Source organism: Klebsiella sp. SYXHC3, assembly GCF_057196925.1.
Genome location: NZ_JBXUNG010000001.1, coordinates 139054 through 160796, shown reverse-complemented (window position 1 = coordinate 160796; position 21743 = coordinate 139054). Strand labels below are relative to the sequence as shown.

General features: G+C 56.1%; 19 protein-coding genes. 13 read left to right on the top strand and 6 right to left on the bottom strand.

From position 1 onward, the window contains the following. Positions 1 to 4: 4 nt before the first annotated feature. A complete protein-coding gene (pntA, locus tag AC2CGP_RS00770; RefSeq protein ID WP_032705737.1) occupies positions 5 to 1534 on the bottom strand; it encodes a Re/Si-specific NAD(P)(+) transhydrogenase subunit alpha in 1530 nt (509 codons plus the stop codon). 519 nt (positions 1535 to 2053) lie between these two features. Between pntA and ydgH the strand changes: the two genes are divergently transcribed. From ydgH to folM, 3 genes are all read left to right on the top strand, one after another. Then, on the top strand, positions 2054 to 3004 hold the full coding sequence (gene ydgH, locus AC2CGP_RS00765) for a DUF1471 family protein YdgH (protein WP_015366822.1): 951 nt from the start codon (positions 2054 to 2056) through the stop codon (positions 3002 to 3004). Between the two features lie 177 nt (positions 3005 to 3181). Next, the gene (locus AC2CGP_RS00760) at positions 3182 to 4564 is read left to right on the top strand and encodes an amino acid permease (RefSeq protein ID WP_015366823.1); all 1383 of its coding nucleotides are present in this window, start codon (positions 3182 to 3184) and stop codon (positions 4562 to 4564) included. A gap of 37 nt (positions 4565 to 4601) precedes the next feature. Next, on the top strand, positions 4602 to 5324 hold the full coding sequence (folM, locus tag AC2CGP_RS00755) for a dihydromonapterin reductase (protein ID WP_015366824.1): 723 nt from the start codon (positions 4602 to 4604) through the stop codon (positions 5322 to 5324). Here folM and AC2CGP_RS00750 read toward each other — a convergent pair. Then, positions 5321 to 5656, bottom strand: a complete 336-nt coding sequence (locus AC2CGP_RS00750) for a GlpM family protein (protein ID WP_015366825.1) — start codon at positions 5654 to 5656, stop codon at positions 5321 to 5323. The genes folM and AC2CGP_RS00750 overlap by 4 nt on opposite strands. A gap of 125 nt (positions 5657 to 5781) precedes the next feature. Between AC2CGP_RS00750 and rstA the strand changes: the two genes are divergently transcribed. Continuing rightward, a complete protein-coding gene (rstA, locus tag AC2CGP_RS00745) occupies positions 5782 to 6498 on the top strand; it encodes a two-component system response regulator RstA (protein ID WP_015366827.1) in 717 nt (238 codons plus the stop codon). 6 nt (positions 6499 to 6504) lie between these two features. Here the strand turns inward: rstA and AC2CGP_RS00740 are convergent, their stop codons facing one another. Continuing rightward, a complete protein-coding gene (locus AC2CGP_RS00740) occupies positions 6505 to 7086 on the bottom strand; it encodes a hypothetical protein (protein WP_411303047.1) in 582 nt (193 codons plus the stop codon). 190 nt (positions 7087 to 7276) lie between these two features. On the opposite strand from AC2CGP_RS00740, the gene rstB reads away from it, so the two are divergent. Then, a complete protein-coding gene (rstB, locus tag AC2CGP_RS00735) occupies positions 7277 to 8578 on the top strand; it encodes a two-component system sensor histidine kinase RstB (RefSeq protein WP_015705253.1) in 1302 nt (433 codons plus the stop codon). Positions 8579 to 8651: 73 nt separating this feature from the next. After that, positions 8652 to 9584 (top strand): DNA replication terminus site-binding protein, encoded by a 933-nt coding sequence (gene tus / locus AC2CGP_RS00730; RefSeq protein WP_015366830.1) that lies wholly within the window; start codon positions 8652 to 8654, stop codon positions 9582 to 9584. Here the strand turns inward: tus and fumC are convergent. Continuing rightward, the gene (gene fumC, locus AC2CGP_RS00725) at positions 9574 to 10974 is read right to left on the bottom strand and encodes a class II fumarate hydratase (protein WP_484502226.1); all 1401 of its coding nucleotides are present in this window, start codon (positions 10972 to 10974) and stop codon (positions 9574 to 9576) included. The two genes, tus and fumC, sit on opposite strands and share 11 nt — an antisense overlap. Before the next feature lie 144 nt (positions 10975 to 11118). Beyond that, positions 11119 to 12765 (bottom strand): class I fumarate hydratase FumA, encoded by a 1647-nt coding sequence (fumA, locus tag AC2CGP_RS00720; RefSeq protein ID WP_015366832.1) that lies wholly within the window; start codon positions 12763 to 12765, stop codon positions 11119 to 11121. 196 nt (positions 12766 to 12961) lie between these two features. On the opposite strand from fumA, the gene manA reads away from it, so the two are divergent. Beyond that, the gene (gene manA, locus AC2CGP_RS00715) at positions 12962 to 14140 is read left to right on the top strand and encodes a mannose-6-phosphate isomerase (RefSeq protein ID WP_020078979.1); all 1179 of its coding nucleotides are present in this window, start codon (positions 12962 to 12964) and stop codon (positions 14138 to 14140) included. Positions 14141 to 14237: 97 nt separating this feature from the next. Continuing rightward, on the top strand, positions 14238 to 15731 hold the full coding sequence (locus AC2CGP_RS00710) for a YdgA family protein (RefSeq protein WP_020078980.1): 1494 nt from the start codon (positions 14238 to 14240) through the stop codon (positions 15729 to 15731). Positions 15732 to 15788: 57 nt separating this feature from the next. Here the strand turns inward: AC2CGP_RS00710 and AC2CGP_RS00705 are convergent, their stop codons facing one another. Further along, positions 15789 to 16817, bottom strand: a complete 1029-nt coding sequence (locus AC2CGP_RS00705) for a Mal regulon transcriptional regulator MalI (protein WP_015705245.1) — start codon at positions 16815 to 16817, stop codon at positions 15789 to 15791. 173 nt (positions 16818 to 16990) lie between these two features. On the opposite strand from AC2CGP_RS00705, the gene malX reads away from it, so the two are divergent. The 5 genes from malX (at position 16991) to yedF (ending at position 21718) form a co-directional block, all read left to right on the top strand. Beyond that, positions 16991 to 18583, top strand: a complete 1593-nt coding sequence (gene malX, locus AC2CGP_RS00700) for a maltose/glucose-specific PTS transporter subunit IIBC (protein ID WP_015705244.1) — start codon at positions 16991 to 16993, stop codon at positions 18581 to 18583. A 48-nt stretch (positions 18584 to 18631) separates the two neighbouring features. After that, the gene (locus AC2CGP_RS00695; RefSeq protein ID WP_020078981.1) at positions 18632 to 19816 is read left to right on the top strand and encodes a MalY/PatB family protein; all 1185 of its coding nucleotides are present in this window, start codon (positions 18632 to 18634) and stop codon (positions 19814 to 19816) included. Positions 19817 to 19908: 92 nt separating this feature from the next. After that, positions 19909 to 20112 carry a putative selenium delivery protein YdfZ gene (ydfZ, locus tag AC2CGP_RS00690; protein ID WP_015705242.1) on the top strand — a complete coding sequence of 68 codons (204 nt, stop codon included), beginning with the start codon at positions 19909 to 19911 and terminating at the stop codon, positions 20110 to 20112. Positions 20113 to 20276: 164 nt separating this feature from the next. Next, the gene (gene yedE / locus AC2CGP_RS00685; protein WP_020078982.1) at positions 20277 to 21488 is read left to right on the top strand and encodes a selenium metabolism membrane protein YedE/FdhT; all 1212 of its coding nucleotides are present in this window, start codon (positions 20277 to 20279) and stop codon (positions 21486 to 21488) included. Next, on the top strand, positions 21485 to 21718 hold the full coding sequence (gene yedF, locus AC2CGP_RS00680; protein ID WP_015366840.1) for a sulfurtransferase-like selenium metabolism protein YedF: 234 nt from the start codon (positions 21485 to 21487) through the stop codon (positions 21716 to 21718). Before yedE ends, yedF begins: the two co-directional genes overlap by 4 nt. Positions 21719 to 21743 lie beyond the last annotated feature (25 nt).

Here is a 21743-nt window from a genome sequence, read left to right as displayed (position 1 = left end):
CCCCTTAGTTTTTGCGGAACATTTTCAGCATGCGCTGAGTGACGGTGAAACCACCAAAAATATTAATGCTGGCGATCAACACCGCGATAAAGCTGAGGAAGCTGACCCAGCCGCCGTGCCCTATCTGCAGCAATGCCCCAACGACAATAATCCCTGAAATGGCGTTGGTTACCGACATGAGCGGCGTGTGCAGCGCGTGCGACACGTTCCACACCACGTAGTAACCGACTACGCAGGAGAGCGCGAAGACGGTAAAGTGACCCAGAAACTCTTTCGGCGCGACGTTCGCCAGCCAGCCAAAGAGGATAATCGCCAGCGCCATCAGCGCGTATTTACGCCACGGCGAAGCTGGTTTAGCCTCTTCTTTTGGCGCTTCGACGGTTTTCGCCGCCGCCTGCGGCTGCGCGGATACCTGAATCGGCGGCGCCGGCCAGGTAATTTCGCCCTCGCGGACCACTGTGACGCCGCGCACCACTACATCGTCGAAATCGATGGTGATATTGCCGTCTTTTTCCTTGCACAGCAGCTTCAGCAGGTTTACCAGGTTGGTGCCGTAGAGCTGAGAAGATTGCGTCGGCAGACGACCCGGCAGGTCGGTATAGCCGATAATTTTCACGCCGTTGGCGGTGGTCACGACTTCGCCCGGCACGGTGTATTCACAGTTGCCGCCGTTTTGCGACGCCAGATCGACCACCACGCTGCCTGGCTTCATGGCGTCAACCATTTCGCGGGTAATCAGCTTCGGCGCCGGTTTACCCGGGATTAAAGCCGTAGTGACAATGATATCGACATCTTTCGCCTGCGCGGCGAACAGCGCCATCTCGGCTTTGATAAAGGCTTCAGACATGACTTTGGCGTAACCGTCGCCGCTGCCCGCTTCTTCTTTAAAATCCAGTTCAAGGAACTCGGCGCCCATACTCTGCACCTGCTCTTTCACCTCCGGACGGGTATCGAAGGCGCGGACGATGGCGCCGAGGCTGTTCGCCGCGCCGATCGCCGCAAGGCCGGCGACGCCTGCGCCGATTACCATCACCTTTGCTGGCGGCACTTTACCCGCCGCGGTGATCTGGCCGGTGAAGAAACGGCCGAATTCATGCGCCGCTTCGACAATCGCGCGATAACCGGCGATGTTGGCCATCGAACTCAGGGCATCTAACGACTGGGCGCGGGAAATACGCGGTACCGAGTCCATCGCCATCACGTTGATACCGCGAGCGGCCAGCTTTTCCATGAGATCCGGATTCTGCGCCGGCCAGATGAAACTCACCAGCGTGGTGCCCGGATTGAGCTTCGCAATCTCCGCATCGTTCGGCGCGTTAACCTTGAGGATAACGTCGGAGTGCCAGACGTTATCCGCGCTGACGATTTCCGCGCCCGCCTGTTCGAAGGCTTCATCGTCGAAGCTCGCCAGTTTCCCGGCCCCGCTCTCGACCGCCACGCTAAACCCGAGCTTAAGCAGCTGCTCGACCGTCTTCGGCGTCGCAGCGGCCCGGGTTTCCTGAGCTAAGCTCTCTTTTGGTATCCCAATTCGCATAGTTTTCCCTTCCATCGGTTTTTGATGATGGTTTATTTTTTTCACAAATGCGCCAGCGGCGGCGCAAAAACGCCGCTCAGGTATTCATCTGGAAAATGAAACAGTAACAAACTTTTTATAACCTACTGAAAATACCGATTGTGATCTACATCGTTAAAACAGAATTTTTGATTTTATTGAGAAAAATTAGTCCTGACTGCGTCAGGCAGCAATATTTGCCTTAATTTTATGCCAGAACCTGATAATTCGCTTACCTGAGGGATTAATTCGCCATTTATTACCGTCAGTATCATTGCATTAACATTACGTTAACTTATAAAAGTGATATTGATTATCGATTTTGCTGTTCAAGGGGCTGTTTTTTCAACATATCAGTATTTGTTATATTTTTGTAACGAACGATTCGGGCGGGAAGTGAAAAATGACGCAGACAGTTACGTTGTTTAAATGCAATAATCACCTGTTTTCAGTCAACAACAATACCAGTACATGGTTTGCGCAAGGCAAAGGATTATTTTTATGAAGCTTAAGAACACACTCCTGGCGTCTGCTCTTCTGGCTACCACCGCGTTGTCTGCCCATGCAGCGACCGAGCTGACTCCGGAGCAAGCGGCAGCGCTGAAGCCCTATGACCGCGTCGTCGTCACTGGCCGTTTTAACGCGATTGGCGATGCCGTACAGGCGGTTTCCCGCAAGGCGGATAAAGATGGCGCAGCTTCCTTTTATGTTGTCGACACCTCAGATTTCGGCAACGGCGGCAACTGGCGCGTAACGGCGGATTTCTATAAAGAAAACGCCCCGCAGGCGGATACCCCGAAAAACCGTATCATTAACGGCGTGATGGAACTGCCGAAAGACCAGGCCGTCACGCTGATGCCGTATGACACCGTGACCGTACAGGGCTTCTACCGCAGCCAGCCGGAAGTCAACGACGCCATCGCCAAAGCGGCGAAAGCCAAAGGCGCGTATGCCTTCTTCATCGTCCGTCAGGTTGACGCCAACCAGGGCGGCAACCAGCGCATCACCGCTTATATCTATAAAAAGGATGCGCAGAAGCGCGTACTGCAGAGCCCTGATGCGATTCCAGCGGATTCCGAAGCCGGTCGCGCCGCTCTGGCGAAAGGCGGCGAAGCGGCTAAAAATGTCGAGATCCCAGGCGTGGCCTCCTCTGCGGCCGTCGGCGCCGGCACCGGCGTAGGCCTGTTCTACGAAACCCAATCGTCGAAAGGCGGACGTTACACTGTCACCCTGCCGAATGGTACTAAAGTCGAAGAAGTGAACAAGATCACCGCCGCGCAGATGGTGCCGTTTGATAGCATCAAATTCACCGGTAACTACGGCAACATGACGGAAATCTCCTATCAGACCGCGAAACGCGCGGCGAAGAAAGGGGCAAAATACTACCACATCACCCGCCAGTGGCAGGAACGTGGCGGTAACATCACCATTAGCGCCGACCTGTATAAGTAATCGGTTTCAGCTGCTCAAAAAGGCGACATCGGGTCGCCTTTTTACATTTTTTCGCCCGCCGCCATTGCATGCGTTCAAGACACTCCGTAAAATCCCGCGCCTTAGCGTAATCCTCCATTTTTATGCGATTTCGCCAAATAAATATTCTTGATTCACTGTTGTCACCTCGGGAATACAATGGAAAAGAAACTGGGCCTTAGCGCCCTGACCGCACTGGTACTCAGCTCCATGCTGGGCGCGGGCGTTTTCAGTTTGCCGCAAAACATGGCTGCCGTCGCCAGCCCATCCGCTCTGCTTATCGGCTGGGCTATCACCGGCGTCGGGATTTTATTCCTCGCTTTCGCCATGCTATTGCTGACCCGAATCCGACCGGAACTGGACGGCGGCATCTTTACCTATGCCCGTGAAGGTTTTGGCGAACTGATCGGTTTCTGTTCCGCCTGGGGCTACTGGCTGTGCGCGGTGATTGCCAACGTCTCCTATCTGGTTATCGTCTTCTCCGCCCTGAGTTTCTTCACCGATACGCCGGAGATGCGTATTTTTGGCGACGGTAACACCTGGCAGGCGATCGTCGGCGCGTCAGTGCTGCTCTGGGTGGTGCATTTTCTGGTGCTGCGTGGGGTCCAGACCGCGGCAGGCATTAACCTGGTGGCGACGCTGGCTAAACTGTTGCCGCTCGGCGCATTTGTGGCGCTGGCCGCTATCGCGTTCCGGCTCGATACTTTCCGCCTCGACTTCAGCGGTATCGCGCTCGGCGTACCGGTATGGGAACAGGTGAAAAACACCATGCTGATCACCCTGTGGGTATTTATCGGCGTGGAGGGCGCAGTAGTAGTCTCTGCTCGCGCGCGCCACAAGCGCGACGTTGGCCGCGCAACGCTGCTGGCGGTGGTCTCGGCGCTGGCGGTTTATCTGCTGGTCACCCTGCTGTCGCTGGGCGTTGTCGCCCGCCCGGAACTGGCTGAAATGCGCAACCCGTCGATGGCAGGCCTGATGGTCAAAATGATGGGGTCATGGGGCGAAGTAGTAATCGCCGCGGGATTAATTATCTCCGTCTGCGGCGCCTATTTAAGCTGGACCATTATGGCCGCCGAAGTGCCGTATCTGGCGGCGACGCATAAAGCGTTCCCGCGCCTGTTCGCCAAAACCAATAAGAATAACGCCCCCTCTTCCTCGCTGTGGTTGACCAACATCAGCGTGCAGATTTGTCTGGTGCTGATTTGGCTTACCGGATCCGACTACGGTACCCTGCTAACCATCGCCTCAGAAATGATTCTGGTGCCCTATTTCCTCGTTGGCGCTTTCCTGCTTAAGATTGCCGTACGTCCGTTACATAAAGCCGTGGGTGTCGGCGCGTGCGTTTATGGCTTATGGTTATTGTATGCGTCCGGTCCTGTGCATTTGTTATTGTCGGTGGTACTTTACGCTCCGGGTCTTCTGGTTTTCCTGTACGCCCGCCGTACGCACCAGCACGATCGCATGCTCAAACGGCGTGAAATGGCATTAATTGGTTTTTTGCTGGTTGCCGCCGTTCCGGCAACGTGGATGCTGGTGGGGTAAGCGGTTGCCCTACCGCTGAACTTGAAAGGAGATACCCATGGCTGAACCACAGCCTCGTCCGGTCCTGATCACAGGAGCAGGCCGCCGTATCGGCCTCGCTCTGGCACACCATTTTTTAAACCAGCAGCAACCGGTGATCGTAAGCTATCGCCAGCATTATCCTTCGATTGACACCCTGCGCGAAGCCGGCGCGGTGTGTCTGCAGGCCGATTTCAGCAGCGACGACGGTATTCTTACCTTCGCGGAAGCGGTGAAGGCGCAGACCAGCGGGCTGCGTGCGATTATTCATAACGCCAGTGATTGGATGGCGGAAAAACCCGGTGTGCCGTTATCCACGGTGATATCGCGGATGATGCAGATTCACGTCCACGCGCCCTATCTGCTTAACCATGCGCTGGAGAGCCTGCTGCGCGGTTTTGGTCACGCCGCCAGCGATATTATTCACATTACCGACTACGTGGTGGAACGCGGCAGCGATAAGCATATCGCCTATGCCGCCAGTAAAGCGGCGCTTGATAATATGACCCGCTCTTTCGCCCGTAAGCTGGCCCCGGAAGTGAAGGTCAACGCCATCGCGCCATCGCTAATTATGTTTAACGAGCATGATGACGCTGAATATCGTAAACAGGCGTTGGATAAATCGCTGATGAAAATCGCGCCGGGTGAGAAAGAGATTATCGACCTCATCGATTATCTGTTCACCAGTTGCTACGTGACCGGCCGCTCTTTCGCTGTCGACGGCGGCCGACCGCTGCGCTAGTGGAAACGGCTCCAGCCGAGGATGAGCAGCCAGGCCGCCAGACTCCAGCAGATCACCGCGCCTGCCAGCGCGTAAGGCAGGCGCATTACCCCAGTGAAGTACCATAATGAAAGTAAGTAGATAAAATACGGGATGATTGACCACATGCCGAAGACAATAGTCGTGCGCAGCGCTTCAATGCCGCGCTCGCTGGCGACGATATAATGGGCAATCAGCGCGAAGGTCGGAAATAACGGAATTAAACCGGCAATATAGTAATTTTTGGTTTTTGACAGTACGCCTATCAGTACCACCACCAGCGCTCCCAGCAGCGCTTTAATCAACAGCCCCATTTTATGCCTTAACATTTGAACAACAATTTCCACCAGCATAACGGAAGAACATTTGTTTATGAAAGATTAATGGCAGGCAATTTGCGGGCGGTGTATGTTAGCTTTTTAATTTATACGCGTAAGATATGAATAAGATCGTTTTTGTTGAGGATGAGCCCGAAGTTGGCGCGCTTATCGCCGCCTATCTGGGAAAGCATGATATGGACGTGGTTGTTGAGCCGCGCGGCGACCGGGCCGAAGAGGTTATTGCTCGTGAACAACCCGATCTGGTACTGCTGGATATCATGCTGCCTGGCAAAGACGGGATGACGCTGTGCCGCGACCTGCGCAGCCAGTGGCAGGGTCCGATCGTGTTGCTGACCTCGCTCGATAGCGATATGAACCATATTCTGTCGCTGGAGATGGGCGCCAGTGATTATATCCTCAAAACCACCCCGCCTGCGGTGCTGCTGGCCCGCTTACGTTTGCATCTGCGCCAACACGTGGCTTCGCCGTCGATGCCCGCTCCCGCAACCCTGACGCCGCATAAAGCCATTGTTTTCGGTTCGCTGTCGATCGACCCGGTTAACCGTCAGGTATTGCTCGGCGGCGACAACGTTGCTTTGTCCACCGCCGATTTTGACCTGCTGTGGGAGCTGGCGACCCATGCCGGGCAGATTATGGATCGCGATGCGCTGTTGAAAAATCTCCGCGGCGTCAGCTACGACGGCATGGATCGCAGCGTCGATGTCGCGATTTCACGCCTGCGTAAAAAGCTGCTCGACAACGCCAACGAGCCCTACCGTATCAAGACGGTGCGCAACAAAGGTTATCTGTTCGCCCCGCACGCCTGGGATAATTAATCGGCGTCAGGAATAGACCGATATCACGCCGTGTAGTCGGTCTTGAAATTCAGCGTATTTCTCTCTGAATGCCTTTTCATCGTTTTCGCCATACCAGCGTACGACCTCACCGCTGGCGAGGAAATGATCCAGCAGTTCGCCGCTCGCCAGAATCCATTGCGGTAAACCATCGACCTGTAGACTCCAACCTCGCGGATGATAGTGAATGAAATCATTGCGCAGCTGGTGAAGCTTGTCCACCGCCACCGCACAGTCTTCGCTGGGTGCGAATCCGCTGTTCTCCCTTGTCGCACGGTATAGCGTCATAAAGGACGGTAGCTGCAGCTTGTCGATGTTGGAAAAATCGTCGTTATAAATTTGCTCGTAGATCGCGCGAGTCGACGCTTTACCGTCGAACAGATAGACCAGAAAGTCATTGCCCTGACACAAGGCCAAAACCATCGCGTTCTGCAGGATGCTGTGCCAGCCGGTAATCACCCACTTCCACTGATAAGGGTCGGCGATCGCCTGCATATGGCTAAGGACCATATCGAAGGTTTTTAAAATCTCAACATCATTATCAGTATGCAAATACACGGGCTTAGTCATCTGGCGCTCTCCATCATTTAAGGGGCGCTTAAATTAACAGAGAGGCTGGCACGTGACAGGACGGGCAGCCGGCTTAAAATGGCTCTCGGTCATTCGGCCTGGCGCGTCGGTGAGAACTTTGCCGAGCGGGATCCTTCTCCTGTAGAATCTTTTGTTGCGAGATAACCCAGTTAATGACCGGTGATGATTAATGAAAAAACTGTTTGTGCAGTTTTACCTTTTGCTGTTCGTCTGCTTCCTCGTCATGACCATGCTGGTCGGCCTGGTGTATAAATTCACCGCCGAGCGCGCCGGACGCCAGTCGCTGGACGATCTGATGAAAAGCTCGCTGTATCTGATGCGCAGCGAACTGCGCGAGATCCCCCCGCGCGACTGGAGCAACACGCTGAAAGAGCTGGACCTCAACCTCTCTTTCGATCTGCACATTGAACCGTTAAGCAAATTCAAGCTCTCGGAAAGCTCGATGCAGCACCTGCGCGCGGGCGATATCGTGGCGCTGGACGATCAGTACACCTTTATTCAACGCATCCCGCGCAGCCATTACGTATTGTCAGTCGGCCCGGTGCCCTATCTCTATTTTTTGCATGAGATGCGCCTGCTGGACGTCGCACTGATGGCGTTTATCGCTATTTCACTGGCGTTCCCGGTGTTTATCTGGATGCGTCCGCACTGGCAGGATATGTTGCGAATCGAAACCGCCGCACAGCGCTTCGGCGAAGGCCATTTTAGCGAGCGCATTCATTTCGATAGCATGTCGAGCTTCGAGCGACTCGGCGTAGCCTTTAACCAGATGGCCGATAATATCAACGCCCTGATAGCCAGTAAAAAACAGCTTATTGACGGTATCGCCCATGAATTGCGCACGCCGCTGGTGCGCCTGCGCTATCGCCTGGAGATGAGCGAAAATCTGACCGAGGCGGAGTCGCAGGCTCTCAATCGCGATATCGGGCAACTGGAAGCGCTGATTGAAGAACTGCTCACCTACGCGCGCCTCGATCGCCCGCAGAACGAACTCAACCTGACCACCCCGGATTTCCCGGCCTGGATCCGCGCGCACGTCGAAGATATTCAGCTGGTAAATCCGCAGCGTGAAGTCGCGTTGCGCCAGCTTACGGCGGGCGACTACGGTGCGCTGGATATGCGTTTAATGGAGCGCGTGCTGGATAATCTGGTCAATAATGCTCTGCGCTACAGCCATCAACATATTCATATCAGCCTGTCGCTGGCCGGTTCACGGGCGACGCTGCGCGTGGAAGATGATGGCCCGGGTATCGCCCTTGAGGAACGCGAACGGGTATTCGAGCCGTTTGTCCGTCTCGATCCCAGCCGCGATCGCGCCACCGGCGGCTGCGGCCTGGGGCTGGCTATCGTACACAGTATTGCCCAGGCAATGGCCGGTGAAGTCCGCTGCGACGAAAGCTCGCTCGGCGGCGCGGCGTTCATTTTCAGCTGGCCTATTTACCACCAGCTTCCCGCTTTTACTTCTGCTTAGCCGAACTTGCGCAGGCGTTACGGCCTGCGTATAGTTTATACTCAAATAGTATGTTGTAACTAAGGCGGTAAACATGGCAAGCTACGACCTCGTTGCGCGCTTAAATGACACCTTTCGTGAGCTTGAGCGCGAGCTACAAACCTTCAAAGCATCGCTGAGCCGCTGCCGCCTGCTGGCGGCGCGGGTTTTCGAATTGCCGGCGGTGAGCAAAGAGGCGGAGCACGCGCCGCTGGATACCATTCAGGTCACGCAGCACGTCGGCCAAAGCGCGCTGGAGATGGCGCTCAGGCACTACAGCCATCTGTTTATTCAGCAGCAATCGGAAAACCGCAGCAGCAAGGCGGCGGTACGCCTCCCCGGGGCGATTTGCCTGGCGGTTGATACGCAACAGCAGGCAGAGCTGCTGGAGAAAATCAGCGCCATTAACGCGCTGAAAGCGGCGTTTGAGAGAATCGTCACCGTCGATTCCGGATTGCCGGCCGCCGCGCGTTTCGAATGGGTTCACCGCCACCTGCCCGGCCTGATTACCCTCAGCGCCTATCGTACGCTGACGCCGCTGTGCGACCCCAGCACCATCCGCTTCGGCTGGGCCAATAAGCATGTGATTAAAAATCTGACCCGCGATGAAGTATTAATGCAGCTAGAGAAGAGCCTGCAATCGCCGCGCGCGGTGCCGCCCTGGACCCGCGAACAGTGGCAAAGCAAGCTGGAACGGGAATTTCAGGATATCGCCGCCCTGCCGCAGCGGGCAAAATTGAAAATCAAACGCCCGGTCAAGGTACAGCCGATTGCCAGAGTGTGGTATGCCGGCGAGCAGAAGCAGGTGCAGTACGCCTGTCCCGGCCCGCTGATTGCGCTTATCTCCGGCACGCGTGGGGTAAGCGTGCCGGATCTTGGCGAACTCTTGAATTACGATGCTGATAACGTGCAGTATCGCCACAAACCGCAGGCGCAGTCGTTACGATTACTGATCCCGCGTCTGCATTTATGGCTGGCTAGCGAGTAGCGAGGCTGCCAACCATATCCTGCGGGCGAACCCAGCTATCGAATTCCGCTTCCGTCAGGTAACCAAGCGACAACGCCGCGGCTTTCAGCGTTAACCCTTCATGGTGCGCTTTTTTGGCGATCTCCGCCGCTTTATCGTAGCCGATATGGGTATTGAGCGCGGTCACCAGCATCAGCGACTCATTAAGCAACTGGCCGATCCGCTCGCGGTTCGGCTCAATGCCCACCGCGCAGTGCTCATTAAAGCTCTCCATGCCATCCGCCAGCAGGCGTACCGACTGCAGGAAGTTGTGGATGACCATTGGCCGATAGACGTTGAGCTCAAAGTTCCCTGACGCACCGCCGATATTCACCGCCACGTCGTTACCCATCACCTGGCAGCATAGCATGGTCAACGCTTCGCACTGCGTCGGGTTGACCTTGCCGGGCATAATGGAGGATCCTGGTTCGTTCTCCGGAATGGCGATCTCACCGATGCCGCAGCGCGGCCCGGAGGCCAGCCAGCGCACATCATTGGCGATTTTCATTAGCGAAGCCACCAGCCCCTTCAGCGCGCCGTGGGCATGAACCAGCGCATCCACGGTGGCCAGCGCTTCAAATTTGTTTGGCGCGGTGACGAACGGCAGCCCGCTAAGCGACGCCAGTTCCGCCGCCACCCGCACCGCATATTCCGGGTGCGTATTCAAGCCGGTGCCAACCGCCGTACCGCCCAGCGCCAGCTCAGCGAGATGCGGCTGGCTGTGTTCAATATGGCGGAGATTATGTTCCAGCATCGCGACCCAACCGGAGATCTCCTGCCCTAACGTCAGCGGCGTAGCGTCCTGTAGGTGCGTGCGGCCAATTTTAACGATGTCACCGAAGGCCAGCGACTTTTCCTGTAGCGTGGCGCGCAGCGCCTGTAGCTGCGGGATCAGCTTTTCGCGCAGCGCGATTAGCGCCGCGACGTGCATGGCTGTTGGAAAAACATCATTCGAGCTCTGGCTTTTATTGACGTCATCATTGGGATGAATTTTGCGCGCCATGCCGCGCTCGCCGCCAAGCAACTCGCTCGCACGGTTTGCCAGCACTTCGTTCATATTCATGTTGCTTTGGGTACCGGAGCCGGTTTGCCAGATAGCTAACGGAAACTCCTGCGCATGCTTGCCGGCGAGGACTTCATCTGCGGCAGCGATGATGGCGTCCGCTTTGTCCGCCGCCAGCAAGCCCAGGTCCTGGTTAACCTTCGCCGCCGCTCGCTTGGTCAGCGCCAGCGCATAGATCAATTCATCAGGCATTTTCTCCGTTGAGATACGGAAATGCTCAAGCGAGCGCTGGGTCTGCGCGCCCCAAAGTTTATCGGCCGGGACGTCGATTGCGCCCATCGAGTCTTTTTCACTGCGATGCGTTGTCATTACTTTCTCCTTGGATTCAAAGTGCGTCATAGCGACAAAGCTCACCTGCTTAAAGGATTAAGTATTAACCAGATTTATTAGTTGTTTTGGTCGTTCGTGCCGCTAAGCGGCCCAAACAAAAACCGCCCCGAAGGGCGGTCTCGTTTACTTCACGCAGCGCGAGCACTGCGACGTCTGGATCTGCTGGAAGAAGTCGTTACCTTTATCATCAACGAGGATAAAGGCCGGGAAATCTTCCACTTCGATTTTCCAGATAGCTTCCATTCCCAGCTCCGGATAAGCCACGCACTCAAGGCTGCGGATACTCTGTTGCGCGAGAACCGCCGCCGGGCCGCCGATACTACCGAGATAGAAACCGCCGTGTTTATGGCAGGCATCGGTCACCTGCTGGCTACGGTTACCCTTAGCCAGCATGATTTTACTCGCCCCGTGCGATTGCAGCAGATCGACATACGAGTCCATGCGGCCAGCGGTCGTCGGCCCCAGAGAACCGGAGGCGTAACCATCCGGCGTCTTCGCCGGGCCGGCGTAGTAAATCGGATGATCTTTGACATACTGCGGCAGCGCTTCGCCGTTATCGATAAGCTCTTTCAGCTTGGCATGGGCAATATCGCGGGCCACGATGATCGTGCCGCTCAGCGACAGACGAGTCGACACCGGATACTGCGACAGCAGCGCCAGAATCTCGCTCATCGGCTGATTGAGGTTCACCTTTACCGCTTCGCCTTCACCGGCCTGACGCAGGTGCTCAGGGATATATTTGCCTGGGTTGCTCTCCAGTTTTTCCAGCCAGATCCCCTGACGGTTAATTTTGGCTTTAATGTTACGGTCGGCGGAACAGGAGACCCCCATCCCCACCGGACAGGAAGCGCCGTGACGCGGCAGGCGGACTACGCGGATATCGTGGGCGAAGTACTTGCCGCCGAACTGCGCGCCGAGGCCGAGGTTCTGCGCTTCCAGCAGCAGCTCTTGCTCCAGCTGCACATCGCGGAACGCCTGGCCATGTTCGTTACCTTCGGTCGGCAGACCATCGTAGTATTTGGTCGAGGCCAGTTTCACCGTCTTCAGCGTCGCTTCCGCAGAGGTGCCGCCAATCACAAAGGCGATATGGTACGGCGGACAGGCCGCGGTGCCGAGGGTGCGCATCTTCTCGACGAGGTAGTTTTTCAGCTTCGCCGGGGTGATTAACGCTTTCGTTTCCTGGTAGAGATACGTTTTGTTAGCGGAGCCGCCGCCCTTGGCGATACAGAGGAATTTATACTCATCGCCATCGGTAGCATAAAGATCGATCTGCGCCGGCAGGTTGGTACCGGTGTTAACCTCTTTATACATATCCAGCGGCGCGTTCTGCGAGTAACGCAGATTGTCCTGGATATAGGTGTTGTACACGCCCTGCGCCAGCGCGGCTTCATCGCCGCCGCCGGTCCATACGCGCTGTCCCTTTTTGCCCATGATGATCGCGGTGCCGGTATCCTGACAGGTCGGCAGAATGCCTTTAGCGGCGATATCGGAGTTACGCAGGAATTGCAGCGCGACGTATTTGTCGTTTTCGCTGGCTTCCGGGTCGTTGAGGATATCCGCAACCTGCTGCTGATGTGCCGGGCGGAGCATAAAGGAGGCGTCGTGGAACGCGTGTTGGGCCAGTAAGGTTAGCGCCTGGGGTTCAACCTTCAGAACCTCCTGGCCGGCGAATTCGGCGACGGAGACGTAATCACTGCTGAGGAGATAATACTCGGTGTCATCCTTTTTAAGCGGAAAAGGATCCTGATAAACAAACGGTTTGTTCGACATTGTACTCTCACTTACTGCTTGGCTGATTATGTTTCAGGCAGACACTCCATTTGCCTGTAGAAAAGCGAGTCGATCAATTTTACACAATTTTTTAACAAAAACTGAGACAAGGACGACTTTTTCTTTCAACAGTTGCTTCTCGACGATTTGTTGGTTTAATAGAGCCAACATTTTTATGTGGAAACAGGGATTGAGAATGCAGAAGCTCATTAACTCAGTGCAAAACTATGCATGGGGAAGTCACACCGCGTTAACCGACCTTTACGGTATCGCCAATCCGGACAATCTGCCGATGGCGGAACTGTGGATGGGCGCACACCCGAAAAGCAGTTCGCGGATCCTTAACGCCGACGGCCAGCCGCAGTCGCTGCGCGACGTGATTGAGGCCGATAAAAACGCCCTTCTCGGCACTAATGTCGCCGAGCGTTTCGGCGAGCTGCCGTTCTTGTTCAAAGTCCTGTGTGCCACCCAGCCGCTCTCCATCCAGGTTCACCCGAATAAACGCGCGTCGGAAATTGGCTTTGCCAAAGAGAACGCCGCGGGTATTCCGCTGGATGCCGCAGAGCGCAACTATAAAGATCCCAATCACAAGCCGGAGCTGGTCTTCGCCCTGACGCCGTTCCTCGCCATGAACGCGTTCCGCGAATTTAATGAAATTGTCGCGCTGCTGCAGCCGGTTGCCGGGGCGCATCCTGCCATCGGCGAATTCATTCAACAGCCGGACGCCGGGCGTTTAAGCCAGCTGTTCGCCAGCCTGCTGAATATGAAAGGCGAAGAAAAAGCGCATGCGCTCAGCGTGCTGCAAAGCGCCCTCGACCGCGAACAGGGCGAGCCGTGGCAGACCATTCGTCTGATCGCTGAATTCTACCCGGATGACAGCGGCCTCTTCTCTCCGCTGCTGCTCAACGTGGTGAAACTGAATCCTGGCGAAGCGATGTTCCTGTTTGCCGAAACCCCGCACGCCTACCTGCAGGGCGTCGCGCTGGAAGTGATGGCCAACTCAGATAACGTACTGCGCGCCGGTCTGACGCCGAAGTACATCGATATTCCGGAACTGGTGGCAAACGTGAAGTTTGTCGCCAAACCGGCCTCTGAGCTGCTGACCCAGCCGGAACAACACGGCAGCGAGCTGGATTTCCCAATCCCGGTCGACGATTTCGCCTTCTCGTTGCACGATCTGACCAGCAATGAAGCCTCTCTGGCGCAAGAGAGCGCCGCGATTCTGTTCTGCGTGGAAGGCGAAGCAACGCTGCGTAAAGGCGAACAGCGTCTGACCCTGCAGCCGGGTGAATCGGCGTTTATCGCCTGCAACGAATCACCGGTACAGGTCAGTGGCCAGGGTCGTCTGGCGCGCGTGTTCAATAAGCTTAAGTAAGTTACTGAACTTTTAATCCGCAGTTGCTAGACTTCCCCCATCATGACAACACCACCAGGCGGCATGTTCCGCCTGGTTTCATTTATGGACAAATGCTATGAAAAAAACATTGGTCGCTGCGGGAGTTATCGTCGCGCTCGGCGTCGTCTGGACAGGCGGGGCCTGGTTTACCGGTAAGCAACTGGAAAACCGTATTGCCGAAATGGTGCAGCAGGCGAATGCCCAACTACAGAGCAACGCGCCGGAAGCTGGCGTAGAGCTGAGCTATCAGGACTACCAGCGCGGGTTATTCAGCAGCCACCTGCAATTGGTGGTGAAGCCGCAGGCCGGTAAAGAGCACAGCTTGTTGGCCGCCGGTCAGAGCCTGATTTTTGACGAAAAGGTCGATCATGGTCCCTTCCCGCTTGCCTCGTTAAAATCTTTTAATCTGGTACCGGCAATGGCCTCGGTCAACACCACTCTGGTGAATAACGATGCCAGCAAAGCGTTGTTTGATATCGCCAAAGGGCAGTCGCCGTTTAACATCGACACCCGTATTGCCTACAGCGGCGATACCCAGTCGGCCATCTTCCTTAACCCGCTGGATTACGCTAAAGACAATGAAAAAGTTATCTTTAGCGGCGGTCAGTTCCAGCTCAATGCCGATCGCGATGGCAAAACTATTAGCCTGAGCGGCGAAGCGGCCAGCGGGCAGATCAACGCGGTCAACGAATACAACCAGAAAGTCCAGCTCAGTTTCAGCAACCTGAAGGCTGACGGCGCCACCGAAATGACCGCCTTCGAAGAACGTATCGGCAAGCAGAAGATCGCCCTTGATAAACTGGCTATCGGCGTTGAAGGAAAAGAGCTGGCGCTGCTGGAAGGCATGAATATCGACGGCCGCTCGACGCTCTCCGATGACGGCAAACGTATCAATAGCCAGCTTGATTACAACCTTAACAGCCTGAAACTGCAAAACCAGGATATGGGCCGCGGCAAACTCACCGTTAAGCTGGATAATCTCGACGGTCAGGCGTGGCATCAATTCAGTCAGCAGTATAACGCCCAGGCGCAGGCGCTGATGGCGAAGCCCGAGCTGGCGCAGAATCCGGAGCTCTATCAGCAAGCATTAACCGAGATCTTCTTTAGCTCGCTGCCGATTCTGTTGAAAGGTAATCCGTCGCTGACGATTTCCCCGCTGAGCTGGCAAAACGCTAAAGGCGAAAGCACCCTGAATCTGTCGGTGCTGATGCAGGACCCGGCGCAAACGACCGCCGCGCCGCAGACCGTCGCCGATGAACTGGACCGCAGCGTTAAATCGCTGGACGGTAAGCTGGTGATCCCGGTGGATATGGCCACCGCCCTGATGACGCAGATTGCCGGGCTGGAAGGCTATCAGCCGGAAGATGCGGCGAAACTTGCCGATCAGCAGGTCAAAGGGCTGGCGGCGATGGGCCAAATGTTCCGTCTGACCACGATGGAAGATAACGCGATTACCTCCAGCCTGCAGTACGCCGACGGCCAGGTAACACTAAACGGGCAGAAAATGCCGCTGGCTGATTTCGCCGCCATGTTCGGCCTGACGCTCCCCACCGCCGAACCGCAGCAGTAAAAAACGTCCCGGGCTGCGGTCAGGTAGCCCGGGAATCACCTTAATCGATGGCGGCCCCTACTTTCTGATAACCAGCCGCGGCGGCATAATCTGATTACGCGCGCTGCCTTGCCCCTCCTCGAGGCGGCGTAAAATACACTCCGCCAGGCTGTTCCCCATCTCACGCGCGGGGGTGGTCACCCAGGTCAAGGGGACATCATCGAGCGCCGCTTCCGGCACTTCGGCAAAGGCCGCCAGCGCGATGCGTTGCTCAAAATAACTTTCCACGCTACCCTCGCCGCTCTGCCGCCCGGCGCGCAGCAGACCGAACCACGCCCCGGTGGCGATGACGCTGTTATAGCAAAGCACCGCGCTGATGGTCGGGTTTTGCCGCAGCAGCGCGATCATGGCTTCCGCCGCCTGCTGCTGACTGGAGCCACACTCGACAACCCATTCGCTATGAAACGGCAGGCCGTACTTCAATAATGTGGCGCAATAGCCGCCCACCCGTTCGGCGCGGGTCAGGGACGCGCTTTGCCCGCCAAGCCAGGCGATGCGCTGATGACCGCGGCGAATCAGATGTTCCGTTACCATTTGCGCCGCCTGCATGTTATCCGGGCGGATCAGGTCGATATCGTCCAGATAGCTGGCGCGGGAGGCAAAAACCAGCGGCATCCCCACTTCGGCGGCACGATCGCGCAGTTCGCCGCCCTTGTCGATAGCGCCAGCGATAATCACCCCGTCCACGCCCTGTGAGACCAGCGTTTCGAAGCGCTGGAGCATTTTCTCGCCGCGATGCCCGCCCTGGGTGAGAAATACCATTTTACCCTGTGATTCCAGCGCATCGGTCAACCCGGCGGTTAGCTCGGCATAAAACGGCTTCGACAGATCGCTAACGATAAGGCCAATTACCCCGCTTTGCCCGCCGCGTAGCGACGCCGCCTGGCGATTACGCACAAACCCGAGCTGCTCAATGGCCTGATTGACGCGCTCGCCGGTGGCCGAAGAGATGCGCCCTTTACCGCTGAGCACCAGCGATACCGTACTAACCGAGACGCCAGCCGCCAGCGCCACATCATTGATGGTTGTCTTTTTTGCGATAGCCATAACGACTGGCTGACTCCCTTTGCCTTTCGATAAAACGTTTTATCAGTATGTTATCTTTATAAACCTTATTATCGCTTGATTATGTGATTTTTATCGCACTAAAAAATGGTAAAACGTTTTATCTTGCCGCTACGTTACATCCTATCGACCCTTTTCAGAACCAGGATTCGTGTATGACGGCGAAAACAGCACCAAAAATTACCTTATGGGAGTTTTTCCAGCAGTTAGGAAAAACCTTTATGTTGCCCGTGGCGTTGCTCTCGTTTTGCGGGATCATGCTGGGGATCGGCAGCTCGTTAAGCAGCCACGATGTGATTACGCTGCTGCCGTGGCTGAACGTGCCGCTGCTGCAGGCGATTTTTGTCTGGATGAGTAAAGTCGGCTCCTTCGCTTTTAGCTTCCTGCCGGTCATGTTCTGTATCGCAATTCCGCTCGGCCTGGCGCGTGAAAACAAAGGCGTCGCCGCTTTCGCGGGTTTTGTCGGCTACGCGGTAATGAACCTCGCGGTCAACTTCTGGCTGACGGCGAAAGGCATCCTGCCGACTACCGACGCGGCGATCCTCAAGGCCAACAACATCCAGAATATTATCGGTATTCAGTCGATCGACACCGGGATCCTCGGGGCGGTGATCGCCGGGATTATCGTCTGGATGCTGCACGAACGCTTCCACAACATCCGTCTGCCGGATGCGCTGGCCTTCTTTGGCGGCACGCGCTTTGTGCCGATCGTTACCACCGTGGTGTTAGGCCTGGTCGGGCTGGTCATTCCGCTGGTATGGCCGGTGTTCGCCATGGGTATCAACGGACTGGGCCACGTTATCAATAGCGCCGGCGATTTTGGCCCGATGATCTTCGGTACCGGAGAACGCCTGCTGCTGCCGTTCGGTCTACACCATATTCTGGTGGCGCTGATCCGCTTTACCGAAGCGGGCGGCACCATGGACGTTTGCGGCCACAGCGTTAGCGGCGCGCTGACCATCTTCCAGGCGCAGCTGAGTTGCCCGACGACGCACGGCTTCTCTGAAAGTGCGACCCGCTTCCTGTCGCAGGGTAAAATGCCCGCCTTCCTCGGCGGCCTGCCCGGCGCGGCGCTGGCGATGTACCACTGCGCTCGTCCGGAAAACCGTCATAAAATTAAAGGGCTGCTCATTTCCGGCGTCATTGCCTGCGTGGTCGGCGGTACCACTGAGCCATTGGAATTCCTGTTCTTGTTCGTCGCGCCGGTACTGTACGTCATCCACGCCCTGCTGACCGGCCTTGGTTTCACAATCATGGCGGTACTTGGCGTCACCATCGGCAACACCGACGGCAACATTATCGACTTCGTGGTGTTTGGCATCCTGCACGGTCTGGCGACCAAGTGGTATATGGTGCCGGTTGTCGCCGCCATCTGGTTCGCGGTGTACTACGGTATCTTCCGTTTCGCCATCACCCGCTTCAATCTGAAAACGCCGGGCCGCGATATCGAAACGGCGGCCAACATCGAAAAAGCGGTTGCCGGAACGATTGGCAAATCAGGTTATAACGTGCCGGCGATTCTGGCCGCGCTCGGCGGTGCTGATAATATTGTCACGCTCGATAACTGTATTACCCGCCTGCGCCTGTCGGTGAACGACATGAGCAAAGTCGATACCGCCGCGTTAAAAGCCAACCGCGCAATCGGCGTGGTCCAGCTTAACGATCACAACCTGCAGGTGGTCATCGGCCCACAGGTTCAGTCGGTAAAAGATGAAATGGCCACCCTGATGAATACCGTTCAGGCCTAAACATACGCCCCCTCTCACCCGGAGGGGGCTCTCGCGAAGGACGTTCAGATGTTTGATTTTGCCACACCAGTTGACCGCCACGGGACCTGGTGCACCCAATGGGATTATGTTGCCGACCGTTTCGGCGCCGCTGACCTGCTGCCGTTCACTATCTCCGATATGGATTTCGCTACCGCCCCTTGCATTATCGACGCCGTCAGCCAGCGACTGGCGCACGGCGTTTTTGGCTATAGCCGCTGGAAAAATGACGAGTTTCTCGGCGCCATCAGCCACTGGTTCGCCAGCCGTTTTCATAGCCCCATTGACCACGAGGCCATCGTTTACGGCCCGTCGGTTATCTATATGGTGGCCGAAATGATTAGGCAATGGTCCAATCCGGGCGACGGTATCGTGGTCCATACCCCGGCTTACGACGCGTTTTACAAAACTATCGACGGCAACCAGCGCCGCATTGCCCCGGTGGCGCTCAAGCTTGATGAGGGTGAGTGGCGCTGCGACATGAACGAACTGGAAGCCGCGCTCGCCCGTCCCGACAACCGCATTTTGCTGCTATGCAGCCCGCATAACCCGACGGGCAAAGTCTGGAGCCGCGACGAACTGACCACCATGGCGCAGCTGTGCGCGAAGCATAACGTCCGGGTTATTAGCGATGAAATTCATATGGATATGACCTGGGGCGAACACCGTCATACCCCCTGGTGCGCCGTTGCGCAGGGCCCCTGGGCGCTGTTCACGTCGGGCTCAAAAAGCTTCAATATCCCGGCATTTACCGGCGCCTATGGGCTCATCGCCGATACTGCTTCGCGCAATGGCTATCTGCAAGCGCTGAAAGGTCGCGATGGTCTCTCTTCTCCGTCGGTTCCGGCGCTGGTCGCGCATATCGCCGCATATCGTCAGGGGGCGCCCTGGCTGGATGCGCTACGTGATTACCTGCAGGAAAACATGCGCTATATCGCCGAGCAGCTGAATCAGGCCTTCCCGCAGCTAAACTGGCAGCCGCCGCAGGCCACCTATCTGGCGTGGATCGATCTGCGCCCGCTCGAAATCGACGACCGTGCGCTGCAACGCGCGCTAATTGAAGAGCAAAAAGTCGCGATTATGCCGGGTTATACCTATGGCGAAGAGGGTAATGGTTTCATCAGGCTAAATGCCGGCTGTCCGCGGGAGAAGCTTGAGAAAGGGATTCAAGGATTGATTGCCGCGCTGTCGTCATTGCGCCCGGAATTAAAATAATTTTGATACATCTCAAAACTTTTTTAACCACGGAGGAGTATTAAAACAACGCTGAACAATCACGTCCGAATGACAATGCAGAGGAGGAAATGATGAAAACCTACGATCGTAACCGTAATGCTATTGATGCCGGCAGCCGGGTCATGGTGGCCGACAGCGGCGCGACGGGAGTGATTAAGGCTATTCATGGCGCCAATAAAAACAGCGAACAGCTGCGCCGCAGTGACTGTGTAGAATTAGACGGTAGCCATGAATTGTATTGCCCATTGAATCTTATTCGCCTGGGCTTTAATTAATTCCGGCGTTGTTGATTTAAGGCCGCCCTGACTGGCGGCCTTTTTCATGAGGCATTCTTCCCGCTTTTGATCTCGTCGAGTGATTCTGAAAGCTAAGCGGCGTATTATCGCGGCTCTTCACGCCCTTTCGGGGCGAATTACCTTCTGAGTTCAGAGGCATTTCTATGACATGGCAACAATTCAAACAAGCCTGGTTAATCAAATTTTGGGCACCGGCGCCCGCGGTGATCGCCGCCGGTATTCTTTCTACTTACTATTTTGGCATTACCGGTACTTTCTGGGCAGTCACCGGCGAATTTACCCGCTGGGGCGGCCAACTACTGCAGTTGATGGGCATCCCGGCCGAAAACTGGGGTTACTATCAATTAATCCATCTCGAAGGCACGCCGTTAACGCGTATTGACGGTATGATGATCCTTGGCATGTTTGGCGGCTGCCTGGCCGCCGCGCTGTGGGCGAATAACGTCAAGCTGCGGATGCCGCGTAGCCGCATCCGCATTTTCCAGGCCCTGGCCGGCGGGATTATTGCCGGCTTCGGCGCCCGGCTGGCAATGGGCTGTAATCTGGCGGCCTTCTTTACCGGGATCCCGCAGTTTTCCCTGCACGCATGGTTCTTCGCCATCGCCACCGCCATCGGGACCTGGTTTGGCGCGCGCTTCACGCTGCTGCCTGTTTTTCGTATCCCGGTTAAAATTGAGAAAGTCTCCGCAGCCTCACCGTTAACCCAAAAACCCGCGCAGGCGCGTCGCCGCTTTCGGCTGGGAATGCTGGTATTTATCGCTATGATCGGTTGGGGGCTACTGACCGCCGCCAATCAGCCTAAATTGGGTCTGGCCCTGCTGTTCGGCGTTGCTTTTGGCCTGCTCATCGAACGGGCACAAATCTGTTTCACCTCCGCCTTTCGCGATATGTGGGTGACCGGGCGTACCTATATGGCGAAAGCGATCATCTTCGGGATGGCGGCCAGCGCCATCGGTATCTTTAGCTATGTGCAGCTCGGCATGGAGCCCAAAATCATGTGGGCCGGGCCGAACGCGGTAATTGGCGGCCTGCTGTTCGGTTTCGGCATCGTGCTGGCCGGTGGCTGTGAAACCGGCTGGATGTATCGCGCCGTTGAAGGTCAGGTTCATTATTGGTGGGTCGGGTTAGGCAACGTTATCGGATCCACCCTGTTGGCTTACTTCTGGGATGATTTATCGCCGGCGCTTGCCACCCACTGGGATAAGATTAACCTGCTGACGACTTTTGGTCCGTTCGGCGGCCTGCTTATCACCTACCTGCTGCTATTTATCGCGCTGATGTTGGTCATCGCCTGGGAAAAACACTTCTTTCGCCAGAAAAACACTTCGGCGACCCGTATTAAGGAAACCGCATGAAAGAGATCGTTCCTGATTACCGCCTCGATATGGTTGGTGAACCTTGCCCCTACCCGGCCGTGGCCACGCTTGAAGCGATGCCGGCACTAAAAAAAGGGGAAATACTTGAAGTGGTGAGCGACTGTCCGCAGTCAATCAACAACATCCCGCACGATGCTAAAAATCACGGCTATACCGTGCTGGATATTCAGCAGGATGGGCCGACGATCCGCTATCTGATTCAAAAGTGACGAGAAGGGCCGGTAGCGCGCTACC